Here is a 12311-nt window from a genome sequence, read left to right as displayed (position 1 = left end):
GTTTAAACCCCATCAAGTCGAATCATCTTGACAAAACGGGTACTCTTTCAAGAGCTTGTGTGATGAGAATCCGATCTTCTCTTAATCGCTCGTCCGGATCAGGACCAAACCATTCGAGGCTTGCCGTCAAGTGATCGAGATGACCTGAAACGACTTCAAAGAACCGGTGATAATCGACGATACCTTCGAATAATGGAACCATCCCTTCCCGTAATCCGCTTGCCGCGTAGACATTTGCTGGTTCAAATACTGAGAACTGTTCAGCATTTGCCACTGTTTTTAAATGTAGGTGATCCACATACGATGCAAGTCTGAAGTATGCTTCAACGGGATCTGCCTTTGATTCGATGACGTGTAAGACGTCAAAGTTGATCCGACATGCCGGGTGGTTGATCGCTTGTAATAAACGTATCGTTGCTTCTACCGTATCTGTTGCAGTGTTCGGATGAAATTCAAGTAATAATCGCTGTCCTGCAGGATCAAGGACACTGCAAATTCCGTTCAATCGATAAACGAGTTGATCCCATTTAGCATCGGATAAGGTATGGCTTGCCTCATTACCCGCAAAGATGCGGATGCGCTGCGTTCCGATTCGTGTCGCTAATCGCGAGAGTCGTTTCGTCTCCGCAAGTAGTTCTGACATCGGTGCGTTTAAATTTAAATAATGACTCAACATACTGACGTTCAGATGGGATGACTTCAGCCGATCGACTTCTTCCGTCCTTAAATGTTCAGCATGAACACCCCAGATATCAATAGCATCAAAGTGTTCTTCTGAAGCAAAATCGATCAAATCATTAAATGAACGCAGATGATGCCGATAACTGATCGTACAGAGTGCGAGTTTCATGTTCAATCCCCTCCTGTCGTTGATACGCATGGAACGTGTCGACGAGTTGCCGTTTAATTCCACTCTCCCGTGCCCATTGTTCTTGGATCAATCGTTCGATTTCCGAGTACACTTCCGGTTGACGCGTTATAGCATATTTGACAGCTCGATGCTGGATGACAGAGTATTGATTGACTAATGTTTCAACTTCATCCGTCCATTCTTCAAAATCAGATGTCTGCAAGTCGCGTCCAATCGCTTCATATAAATAAGCGAATGCATGCTCATAGGCATATTTTCGAATGGCAATGACAGGTAACTGCTTTAAGGCATTCGGTAGTCCCTCAGGTTGTTCACGATAGTGATGCACAACACGTTTGACTGCCTCAGTCAATGGATGATGTACATTTAGACAACTCATGAAATAGGCACTTACCGTCGTTGCGTCCGGAAGCCGGATATTCGTACCCTGAAACGTAAACCCACCAGCGACAGCAGGATGACGTACCGCTTCCAGAATACGCTCGCGTGCAACATCACCTTCATATCGGAAGTCAGGATCAAGCATGTGCCATATTTCCGGATCTTCTGTCGCCTCTAACATGACGTAGTGGGGAAACACATCATGGTGAAATTTATTTTCGCGCTCAGGTAGACTAGCTAAATCCAACATGACAATCACTGACTCGTCCTTATTTTTCTGTTCAATCCGTTGAATCAGCTGAGCGATGTTTTCGTCTTTTGACTGTTTGTGATCGTACCATTCTTCGACTGGGATTCCGTAAAGACGTTCATACCAAACAAGCATCTCCTGATGGTTAATTGTTTCATCATGATGCGAGAGGACATAATCGGCTGACAAGGAGAACGAAGAGTCCCACACGCCAAAGTAATAGGGACGATGGTCCGCGGCCGATCGTTTGATCGTCTCGCAGACGCAACTGACGAGACAGTGTACTTTAATCATGTGCGACCTCCTGTAAAACAGACATCAACTCTTCTAATCGCATTTTGGGCAGGGCTGACATGTGCTCATCTGGAATCACTAACCCGTGTTCCAATTCAAGGTGAAGCAACAGATGAATCAAGCGCATCGAATCCAGTCCTAGATCATCTCGTAGAGAGTCTGTTGTTGAGACAGCGACAGATGATGACCATTCGAGCTGTTCGGTCAGTATATCTTCGAATTGCGCAATCGTTAAACGGGACATGTTTGTTCCCCCAATCGTTTTCTACTCACTTTCCCATTCGCAGACAGCTCGATTTGCTCAACGATTTGCCACTCCGTCGGTCGTTGATGAGGTGCGAGATGCTTCATACAATGTTGTTTCAGTTCTTCCTCCGATGCCGTCGTCACAAGTTGAGCGCAGACGCGCTCTCCTTGGAACGCATCCATTCGTTTAAAGACGACGACAGCCTCGACGGTTGGAAGCTGATACAAGACATCTTCGACTTCCCCGGGATAGACGGATAAGCCAGACACATTGATCATCTCATCGAGTCGGCTAAGAAAGTGCAGCCCGTCTTCAAAGTACATTAAATCCTTCGTACCAATCCGTACGCCTTGTTGCGAAACGACTAATTCTGCTGGTTTTCCCTTCGTTCCAGTTTCAATTTCAAGGTGTTCTAATGGAAATCCGATCGCTTGCGGACTCGGCGGATTCGGATGAAGTGCGATACAACCGATTTCTGAACAGCCATATTGTTGAAGCAAATGATGTGTCTTCCGTTCAATCGAACGGAACCACTTTTCTGGTAATGTCATCCCGGAAATCATCACTGCGTGAACTGTTTCCGGGAACAAACTCATCGCATACGCCAGTCCCGGTGCCGTATAGATGATCGCGTCAGGATGTAAACGATGGATTGCTAGCACATGACGTGGTGAGAAGTCTTGTAAGATGACTGGTGTTGCTCCGCGTCTTAAAGTCGCGAACACTCCACAAAGTAATCCGAATGAGTGCGTCGTCGGACAAGCAACGATCGTCGCTTTCGTCGTCAGCGGAAAACTGTTCGTATAGGCATTCAGTTCCGTCTCGATCGACTCCCATGTCCGGTGAATGATTTTTGGTTGTCCCGTCGTACCGGAACTGAATTGAATCAATCCACCCGCACGTTTTTCCGCTTTCGGAAGCGGAATGATGGTCTCTTGATAAATCAAATAGCCACATCCGGCTTGTATCGCTAATCGTTTAGCTCCGGAAACAGGCGTATCCGGATGAATGGGAAGGATTGTTCCATTCATTCGCCGCATCGCAAGACAGAGGGCTAACCATGCTTTTGTATCTGACGTACAGATGGCTACGGTCTTCCCTTCCGTTATGAACGATTGCTTCACCAGTTCGTGTGTCGTCAATTCTTCTTCTGTCACCCATTCTTTCTCAATCCATAGCATGATCGTCTTCCTCTCCTCGTTGAACGAGTGAATTCTTTACATCGATTTGATTCGTCAAACTAAACCGTGGTGCCAGTAAGGCTTCTGTTGTTACTCTTTGTTCGTACCATCCGATTCGCTCTAGTCGGTCTCGATCAACCGGCAATCCCTCGATCGTCTTATGCATCCAATCAAAGAACGTCGCTTCACTCAAGTTCTCCGTCTGTTCAAGTTGATATGCTAGTTCCGTCAAATGGTAGACGAATAATGTATCGTACAGCAGCTCGCGTAAGGCAAGCGGGTGTGACATTTCGTAATAGGTGTTGAGCGGTGCATTAAAATCAGGATGTAGCAATTTAAAATCGGGTACATCCGCTGGATCGTCGAGTAACTCGGTGACGAATTCGACGCTATCATGAAAATCGCGGAGAATGATCCGCTCCGGCCATCCGTCTCGTAAGACAAGTAACGTATTCTGGGCATGTGCTTCGACACCGATTCCTTTCTCAGTGACGAGTCGGATGATCGGTTCGAGATAAACGACGAAGAATCGACGAAGCCACCGTTCATGACCGTATCGTTCCAACCACGGTCCTAAAAAATGTCGTCCATCCACCTCGATTTGAGCAAGTGCTGTCAAGGGAATGACCTGTTCACCAGTGTTAACATACGTCAAGACGTTTTCACGAAAGACACAACCGACCCGACCCGCAAGTGGACCGACCGAGCCGACGCATGAAGCAAATTCAGATAACAGCGTCACTGGCAATTCACTCGCCTTTTTTTTCAACCAACCAGATACCGCAGGAGCTGCCACGACATTCGGCACGGCAAAAGTCCGAACGGCTGACGTTTGCTTCAAGTCGAGAGGCAATTTGATATGCGGTAGTTCGGGGTGACCTGGACAAAAAACGGTTCGAATCGACTGCGTCGCTTGTACGAAGACACCACCTTCTCCCAAGTCGACACCTCCGACTTGTGTCACCTCCTGCTTGATACGTAACCATTGCCATGGATGGACAGGAAGAATCTGATAATCGGTTTGATTGAGTTCTTCCAGTTTGACTAAAAACATATGTAGAAGCGGTTCTCCAAGAATCAGTGGAATAGGTAAGATTCCATTCCCTTGAACGAGAGGAGGCGGCAAGGCGACCCAATGCAACTGGAATAGATTGCCCGCTTCAGGTCCATATGCCTCGTGATCGGCACGCGAAAAGCCAATTCTTGATTTGAAGCAAGGATGGTAGGGATGCCCTTCGATGATGGTCTGCTCCAACTTTTCATAATCCAAGCCTGCTCGATGGATTGGTAGACGATGTTGCTGCGACAAGTCATCAAAATCATGTGTACGTCGCAACTCTTCCTGAAAGTCGTCCGAGATCGGCAACTGCGTTAAAAGATGCTCAAACCAGTCGTTGACGCCAGATGACTTCGATGAGCGTAACGTCGAGATGTCGAGTCGAATCCGGTCGAACGGACCACGTTTTCCTTCGACTGTCACTTCACTATCTTTTATGTGGAATGTAAAACGATGCTTCATTCCGACAATCATTTCAGTAAAAGGAAGAATCCGTTCGAATAACAAACTCTCAAGAAGTTGTTTGCAGATGCGTGTTTTGCTGTCGTAAAGCATAGTTGCCCTCCCGTAACGGATTATCCAAGTCGACGAAACAAACCCGTTCCCCCTCAACTTCAAGTTCATCGAGTCCTTGTAGGCGTGTTAGTAAATTTGCCTTGTATGGAAGTGTCGACGATTCTAACAACATTAAAAGCCAAGCTCTGCCTCTCCCTTCTAGATTTTCAACTCGTACCTGACACCATTCACGCAGTAACGCGATAGCAACTTCTTCGTTCAATAATGTGTCTGCTGCCAATCGGTCGATGACACTCGCTAGATGGTTCCAAATCATGTAGTACGTCAAACGCTCAGCAATAACTTCTTCTGGGTAGAACAATGTCGTATGCTTCAACTCCGGTTCTAGCAGGATGAAGGAATCTCGATTCGTGTCTGCTAAGTAATAGCCTTGATTATCCCGGACATGATATTGAACCGGCCATCCATTTTCAAATGTGATGAGACTATTTTGTTGATGTGCCTCGAGCCCGATTCCTTGTTCCTCATATAGTGTAACGATTGCTCCTAACGTCAACTCCAAGTACTGTTTCCACCACCGAGTGACATGTTCCGTTTCGATTGATCCTGACTGTCGGATGATCCGCAACAGGAGAGAATCCGAATTCGGTAATGCCGGTTGGACGAGTGCTGCAACATTTACCGCGTGGGGTGCTGGCTCTCGCAAAATGACTTCGAATCCGGTCTCTTGTTTAGTCCGTATCGCTAAATATGCAGGATCGTGAATGAGGTCAAACGTATCAGGCAGAGACAGATGACGAAACAAGCGATACATCAAATAACCAGCCTCTAATTCATGCCGCTTATTGACGCGTCTTGAGTTCGTCACTTGGACAGGTATGGATAACTTCAACATATGACTTCGGTCGAGTGCTTCGACGGTCCGGATCGACGAAGTTGCGTTATAGAGTGGTCCAGTTGCACCATGATAACGGAGAATACCTTGCTCGATCCACAGCTCGACTGTCGGCTGACGCAACAGATACTCGGCTTGAAGCGGATGAACCGGAACGATTCGCTCTTGTGCTGTCGCCTGAATTGAGTTAGCCAGTTGGTTCTCCATCAGCTGACTAATCGTCTCGTAGCTACCTGAACGCTCCTCGAGCAATGTCTCATGTACCGTAAAATAGTGAAGTTGAAACGGCTGACGGAATTCAGGCGCATACGCTTTTTGTTGCCAGTCGGTCATACCGACTCTACTTTTCGGGGTCGGATGGAACCAATGACCACACCACAAGCGTTGTTCATAATCGATGAACGTCTCTTGCTCTTGTGCATTCAGTTGTTCCTCCAAAATCAATTGGATTGTCCGGTGACTGTCAAGAACACGAAAGAGTAAGTCCGTCTGATCCGGATCTTTTTGTTGAAGCCTGATGCAACAGGTGATGATACAGGACATGGCTGAAACTTCCCGCCATCCGTTTTTTGTCTCTTCACGGATCATTCCAATTTCGTGACGTCCGATGATGGAATGACGTTTGATTTCGATGAGATACGGTTTCATCCAATAAAAAGAGGATATCTCGGATGCATCAAACGGTCTCTCGTTGACCCATTCGCCCGGGTTCACTTCTCTGATGTAGCTATTCATGAACGATTGAAGCGTCACCTCGGTCGCTAATCGCTCGATTTGTTCTTCGCATGTTCGCACGCTCTACTCCTCCTCTTATTGAAAATCATTCTCATTCCATATCAATAGAAAAACGGGTTTCCCCGTTTTCGATGGTGCTTATACGCACTTATGTTAAGTAAAACGTTTTCAAGTTCCTTCAATCCTTTTTCACAATCGATTAAATGCCAGAAGCCACATATCGTCGTGAGATTTATCACAAATCAAACAAACGATCCTTCCTAACATACGTACGATAAAGCGACGACTTTTTAGATTCATTTGTCAGTCTTTTCTGCCTCATCGCGAACTCCATCTGTAATGATAATCATTATCAATGACGAGTGACATGGATTTTCTTTTCATTCTTCATGGACAAACAAAACAGTTACTATCACTGATATATGTATGCAATTGACGTAACATATGCATTCTCCCAAGTGGTCCCCACGGATCCCAGTCTACACTGTCTGGATAAAATATACGCCCTGTCCTAACGGCACGAAGCGTTTGCCACTCCTTCGTTCCTCGAATTCGTTCCACATCTGCAGGTTGACTCCACAGTATGAACAGACCATCTGGATCCAACTGCTGTAATGTTTCTAGGCCGATCGTCATGTAGACGGTATGCGGAAGTCCTTCCACTGCTCGTAGACCGATTTCATTGAACAGAAAATCCAACATCGTATGCCCTGTTCGTCCGTACAGTCTGATTTCTGAGTCTCTGATCCAAATGACGGCCCATGTCACATTCCGATTGAATTCGAATTGTTGCTTCACAACTAATTCAAACGTCTCAACTTCGTTGATGATATCAGTCGCTCGCTCAAGCATATCGGTTGCCGTAGCAACAGCATACAAGAAATTCTTCCAGCAAGTTTGTTTTGGAATATCGATGATCGGACACGACGTCAACATAGGTGGTGATTCACCTCTTATCGGTGTCCGTAAAACGAGATCGAGATTTGATGTCTCGAACCATTCCGGTAAAATCGTTGCTGACGCGTCGTATAGTCGCGTACCTTCGATTTCACTTAAATAGTCTGGGACACCATTCGCACGATATTGTGTCGGAAAAGACGGTGCGATGACAGGTTGAATGCCAAGTGCCAATAAGTGATCTTGCAACAACGCTTGACTCCAGATTCCGACCCTTGGAATCAACCGTCTTCGGAACTGACTTGGTGATAGTCCCTCACGTTTTTTAAAGAGACGACTGAAATAAAATTCATCATTGATTGATACACGTTCTGCGATCTCAGCAATCGTCCAATCTGGACGTGCAATCATCCACTCCTTCGCCCGTTGCATCCGCAATTGATGAACCAGTTCCTTGGGTGATTGATCGTAGTGCTTTTTGAATTGGCGGGAAAACGTCGGTAGTGACATGTTCAACTCACTTGCCAAGTCACTGACTGTTCTTGATTTCCCTAGTTCTTCTAACCACTGGGACGTCACTTCCTCAAACGTCTGCTCATGACGACGTTCACTTAATTGCTCCAGCAGTTGATACAGATAGCGATGCTGTCTAAGAGAACCGGTTATTGTTTCTGGACAACTGTGCATTCGTTCTAAGCACTCCACTAGTTCATTCGTTGGTTGTCGGAAGATTGGAAATGGCGTCAGTTCAACCTCTAACTGATACAAGAGACAATGTCCCTCCTGGACGATGAATCGTTCACCTGATTTCTCGACGAAACAGGCTTCTCCCGCCTCTAGTCGTTTTCTTTCCGTATAGATAATGCCAGCGCCTTGCACGACTACGATCAAACTCGAACGTAACGCCAATTGACCTCCTGTTTGTAACGAATGTTTCCTCACTCGAAATGTATCTAATACTTCTGTCATTTCCAACTCACTCCTAAAAAACATTTGCTACCTGATGTTTTTTTCGTGTATCAACTTTGAATATCCCTAATTGATAATGAATATCATTTTCGTTAACACTATAGCATCACTCTACCGGTTTTTGTCAACAACTGTTGCTAAAGTACGTTCCACCGTCACAACAAAAAAAGTCCCATCACCCAGTGTAATCTGAGTGAAGGGACTTAATTTTTAAGCCACACGCGACGACGAGTGTGTCTCCGCTGTTTTCTTACCAACGACTGCTCCGATCACTCCACCAATGATCGCTGGAACGACCCACCCGAGACTGACGGAAGCAAACGGTAATACTACATCGAACACGTCCGTGACAGCTGAGACGTTGATCCCTGCTGTCTTTAATCCATCAAACAAGCTGATGAGGAATGTCATCCACAGCGCCCCTTGATAGACGGCTGGTTTGCCTTTAAAGAGTGGATGCAAGAACGTCAAGAAGATGAGACAGATCGCCAGTGGATAAAGCGTCATCAAGACTGGTTTTGAGACGGCAAGTAATTGATTGAGACCGATGTTCGCGACGAGTGCGCTGAAGACTGATAGACCAATCGTCCATTTGACGTACGAGATTTTTGGCACGAGTGCCGAGAAGAACGACGCACAGGCCGTGATCAAGCCGACACTTGTCGTCATACAGGCGACTGTGATCATCAGACCGAGTAAAATCGCACCGTATTCACCGAAGTAATGATCGGACACAGCCGACAAGATTTCTGCGCCATTCGCCAGTTGTCCGATTTCCGAGACACTCGAAGCACCCATGAAGGCAAGCGCCGTGTACGTGATTGCTAGCAATGCTGCCGCAATCAATGACGCTTTCGTACAAATCAACAGCAACTGCCGCTTCGATGTGACACCTTTTTCCTTGATCGCTGCGATGATGATGATCCCGAAGACGAAGGCACCGAGCGCATCGAGTGTCATATATCCTTCTTGGAAACCGTTAAAGAAGGCATTCGATTGATATGTCTTCAAAGGATTCTGAAAACTTCCAATCGGATGCAGAACAGCGACGACGATCAACAGACCGATGAACGTGATCTTAATCGGTGTCAGGACTTTCCCGACGACATCGACGATTTTCGTCGGATTTAAGGATAAGAGACACGCAACCGTGTAGAACAAGACCGTGAAGATGAGCAACGGCCAGTGGCTCGTCGATTCGCTGAAGAATGGCTTGATTCCGATCTCATACGAAACCGTTCCGGCACGAGGAATCGCGAAGAATGGTCCGATCGCAAGATACAGAATGACCGAGAACCCGATTCCGAACATAGGATGAACGCGTGACGCCATCGCTTGTAGATCGCGTTCCCCTGAAAACGCGAATGCGAGAATCGCAAGCAATGGTAGACCGACACCGGTGACGAGGAAGCCGGCATTGGCGACCCAGACATGCTCCCCTGCGAGCTGTCCGAGCATCGGCGGAAAGATGAGATTTCCTGCCCCGAAGAATAAGGCGAAGAGCATCATGCCGATGACGATGATAAATGATGTTGGAACAGTTTTAGACATAATAAACCCCCACTGATGATGATCGACTTCATCTCGCTCCCTAAGCAGATGAAGTACTTCGTTCGAAAGGATACCATACGTTTAAGAGCTCGTGCTAGGAGTTTATCTGGAGAATATTCTGAAAATTATGCAGGAAGTTTGCTGGAGCTACAGTCTATAGAATTTGTTACGTCTGCGCGTCGAAGCATGAAACCGGATTCATAAGTTCATCTGACGGAGTAGGAGAATTGTATCCTTTAGAGAAAGTAAATATATGGATAATTAGACAGGAGGTATTTTCATGAAATCGATCTATTTTCTTAGCGCCACCCTTTTACTTGCCAGTTGTTCCCCCGCTGCCGAAAAACCGAAGACGTATGACATCTCGTTTACGCATGAGAAGCAAGAGATTCAAATCGTTCCTTTGTATAAGGCGTATGACGATTACATTCAAGCGGTTTCGAAACGTCCAGAGGACAATGAGGCACTATTTAAAAAATATGTATTGGGTGCTAAAAATAGCGTCATCAAAAAAGAACAGCTCCAAGCCATGCCCGTTCCTAGCCTCTATGAACAGCCATCGGAAAACATCAAGGACTTAAAACAGATGAATACATATTTGAAAAAACACCATCAGCGCATCATGAAGCAAATCAAGTCCAGTCTTCTGACTTCGATGAAACAACTTCCACGAGATGAGAAGCTCGTCGTCTTCGTCTCCCCGACGACACCACTCGAGCATGATGATGCCAAACGTTATGGTGGTGTCAGCGGTGTCGCTTAAGGAAACAATTCAATGAGTCTATTCTTCTTGAAGGATTTTTCGGAAAAATCATTACGCAATACGACGGCGCATGAGTACCATCATACCGTTGCCCTCGATGAACCGAATCGTGCAACGATGCTCGATTACATCGTCCTCGAAGGAAAAGCGGAATTCTTTGCCCACAAGCTCTATCCAGTGGAATCATCGGAAGCGATTGCTCCTTTACTTGACCATACTTTAGAGCATGTGATTTCGGAGCTGAATGCGGAACGATTAACGACGGATGATCTATTCTTTGGAAATTACGAAAAACAAATTCCATCATTCACGAAATACAGACTCGGCTATATGATTGTCTCCGACTTCGTGAAACAACATCCCGAGATCTCCTTGAAGGAATGGTCACGGATGTCATCCGTTCAAATTCTCGAAAAAAGCAGTTACAAAGACATGTTAGCGATTCGCTAAAAACATGAAAGCACGAGACAACGGGAGCTTGCATCTCCTTCGTCTCGTGCTTTATTAGTTAACCTTCGTATTTTTTGACGATTGTCGCTACCCCTTGACCGCCCCCGACGCATAACGTCGCAAGACCATGCGTCTCACCCGTCCGCTCGAGTTCATGGATCAGCGTAACGAGAATCCGCGCCCCACTCGCACCGATCGGATGACCGAGCGCAATCGCGCCACCGTTGCGGTTGAGTTTCTCATGCGGGAACTGAAGCTCCGCATCGACCGCGAGAGATTGTGCTGCGAACGCTTCGTTCGCTTCGATGACATCGATCTCCTCAAGCGTCAGTCCCGCTTTATCGAGTGCCTTTTGGACCGCTTGGACGGGACCGATTCCCATGATACTCGGGTCGACACCGGACGTTCCGTTCGCGACGATCTCAACGAGTGGTGTCACCCCGAGTTCTTTTGCCTTTGACGCGGACATGATGACGAGCGCCGCAGCCCCGTCATTGATGCCAGACGCATTGCCTGCCGTGACCGTTCCGTCCTTTTTGAATGCCGGACGCAAACGGCTGAGTGTTTCGACAGACGTGCCCGCGCGCGGAAACTCATCTTGTTCAAAACGAATTGGATCGCCTTTTCGTTGTGGAATCAACACTGGCGTAATTTCCGAGACGAACCGTTCTTCTACCAATGCCGTCTGGGCTTTTTGCTGACTCGTCGCAGCGAACTGGTCCTGCGCTTCGCGGGAAAGTTCGTAGGCGTCGGCTAAATTTTCTGCCGTGATCCCCATGTGATAGTCATTAAACGCACACTCAAGTCCATCCTGGATGATTGTATCGACGAGTGGTTGGTTGCCCATCTTCAGTCCAGACCGTGCGCCTGCAAGGACATACGGCGCCTGACTCATGTTCTCCATCCCACCAGCAACGATGACATCGGCTTCGCCCGACTTGATCGCCTGATACGCAAGATGGACGGCTGAGAGACCGGATCCGCATACTTTATTGACGGTCATCGCTGGGCACGTCTCCGGTAATCCGGCAGCGAATGCCGCTTGCCGTGCTGGATTTTGACCAAGTCCTGCTGAGAGGACGTTACCGAAAAAGACTTCGTCGACGTGATTTCCCGCGACACCAGCTTTTTCGAGTGCTGCGCGGATGACTGTCGCTCCGAGTTCCGTTGCTTTGATGTCCTTCAAACTTCCATTGAAATTTCCGATCGCCGTGCGCGTCGCACTGACGATGACGACTGCTTCACTCATCTGCT

Annotated in this window: 11 protein-coding genes; 2 read left to right on the top strand and 9 right to left on the bottom strand. The window is 47.1% G+C overall.

Annotation, left to right across the window (positions count from 1 at the left end; genetic code table 11):
- Window positions 1-22 precede the first annotated feature (22 nt).
- The 8 genes from ACZGCQ_RS02575 to brnQ all read right to left on the bottom strand — a co-directional run bounded on the left by ACZGCQ_RS02575 (window position 23) and on the right by brnQ (window position 9844).
- Entirely contained in the window at window positions 23-850 is an 828-nt protein-coding gene (locus ACZGCQ_RS02575) for a sugar phosphate isomerase/epimerase family protein (RefSeq protein WP_481265280.1), read from the bottom strand.
- Complete coding sequence (locus ACZGCQ_RS02570) at window positions 798-1796, bottom strand: DUF6005 family protein (protein WP_481265279.1); 999 nt, start codon at window positions 1794-1796, stop codon at window positions 798-800. Before ACZGCQ_RS02570 ends, ACZGCQ_RS02575 begins: the two co-directional genes overlap by 53 nt.
- Window positions 1789-2040, bottom strand: a complete 252-nt coding sequence (locus ACZGCQ_RS02565) for a phosphopantetheine-binding protein (RefSeq protein ID WP_481265278.1) — start codon at window positions 2038-2040, stop codon at window positions 1789-1791. Before ACZGCQ_RS02565 ends, ACZGCQ_RS02570 begins: the two co-directional genes overlap by 8 nt.
- Window positions 2028-3224 (bottom strand): AMP-binding protein, encoded by a 1197-nt coding sequence (locus ACZGCQ_RS02560; RefSeq protein ID WP_481265277.1) that lies wholly within the window; start codon window positions 3222-3224, stop codon window positions 2028-2030. The genes ACZGCQ_RS02565 and ACZGCQ_RS02560 overlap by 13 nt, the downstream gene beginning before the upstream one ends.
- Window positions 3211-4836, bottom strand: a complete 1626-nt coding sequence (locus ACZGCQ_RS02555; protein ID WP_481265276.1) for an IucA/IucC family protein — start codon at window positions 4834-4836, stop codon at window positions 3211-3213. Before ACZGCQ_RS02555 ends, ACZGCQ_RS02560 begins: the two co-directional genes overlap by 14 nt.
- Window positions 4793-6487, bottom strand: a complete 1695-nt coding sequence (locus tag ACZGCQ_RS02550) for an IucA/IucC family protein (protein ID WP_481265275.1) — start codon at window positions 6485-6487, stop codon at window positions 4793-4795. Before ACZGCQ_RS02550 ends, ACZGCQ_RS02555 begins: the two co-directional genes overlap by 44 nt.
- A 327-nt stretch (window positions 6488-6814) precedes the next feature.
- Window positions 6815-8293, bottom strand: a complete 1479-nt coding sequence (locus ACZGCQ_RS02545; RefSeq protein WP_481265274.1) for an AraC family transcriptional regulator — start codon at window positions 8291-8293, stop codon at window positions 6815-6817.
- Window positions 8294-8503: 210 nt separating this feature from the next.
- Window positions 8504-9844, bottom strand: a complete 1341-nt coding sequence (gene brnQ / locus ACZGCQ_RS02540; protein ID WP_481265273.1) for a branched-chain amino acid transport system II carrier protein — start codon at window positions 9842-9844, stop codon at window positions 8504-8506.
- A 280-nt stretch (window positions 9845-10124) separates the two neighbouring features.
- Between brnQ and ACZGCQ_RS02535 the strand changes: the two genes are divergently transcribed.
- Window positions 10125-10607 (top strand): DUF2268 domain-containing putative Zn-dependent protease, encoded by a 483-nt coding sequence (locus ACZGCQ_RS02535; protein WP_481265272.1) that lies wholly within the window; start codon window positions 10125-10127, stop codon window positions 10605-10607.
- Between the two features lie 12 nt (window positions 10608-10619).
- Entirely contained in the window at window positions 10620-11057 is a 438-nt protein-coding gene (locus ACZGCQ_RS02530; protein ID WP_481265271.1) for a DUF2268 domain-containing putative Zn-dependent protease, read from the top strand.
- A gap of 58 nt (window positions 11058-11115) precedes the next feature.
- Here the strand turns inward: ACZGCQ_RS02530 and ACZGCQ_RS02525 are convergent, their stop codons facing one another.
- Complete coding sequence (locus tag ACZGCQ_RS02525) at window positions 11116-12306, bottom strand: acetyl-CoA C-acetyltransferase (protein WP_481265270.1); 1191 nt, start codon at window positions 12304-12306, stop codon at window positions 11116-11118.
- Window positions 12307-12311 lie beyond the last annotated feature (5 nt).

It is taken from the genome of Exiguobacterium sp. HSB13 (assembly GCF_056764755.1).
This window is presented reverse-complemented; position numbering and strand designations above follow the sequence as displayed.